Annotated in this window: 1 protein-coding gene; it reads left to right on the top strand. The window is 73.7% G+C overall.

What is annotated here, in order from left to right; all coding sequences use genetic code 11:
• A partial coding sequence (locus GL263_RS28735) for a kynureninase/PvdN C-terminal domain-containing protein (protein ID WP_438948019.1) occupies positions 1-243 on the top strand: 243 nt, incomplete at both ends.

The raw sequence follows: 243 nt of genomic DNA, 5'->3' as shown, positions 1-243 counted from the left end.
CCCGACCGCCTGGCGCACGTCGTCGCCCACGAGTGGGGCAGCATGCGCATCCGCTCCTGGACCGAGAGCGGCTGGTGGGAGGCGCCGGAGCGGATCGGCGACCGGATCGCCCCGCTCGTCGGCGCCGTACGGGCCAAGTCGCTGGCGCTCACGGACTTCTTCCTGCACTGCGTCGAGCGGTACACGCCCCCCGGGCGCCTGCAGTGCGTCACTCCACTCGATCACCACCGCCGGGGCAGCCAG

Origin of the sequence: Streptomyces durbertensis (genome assembly GCF_014156695.1) — a bacterium.
GTDB classification, from domain to species: domain Bacteria; phylum Actinomycetota; class Actinomycetes; order Streptomycetales; family Streptomycetaceae; genus Streptomyces; species Streptomyces durbertensis.
Note: the sequence above shows the minus strand (reverse complement) of the source record. Positions and strands in the feature narration are given on the sequence as shown.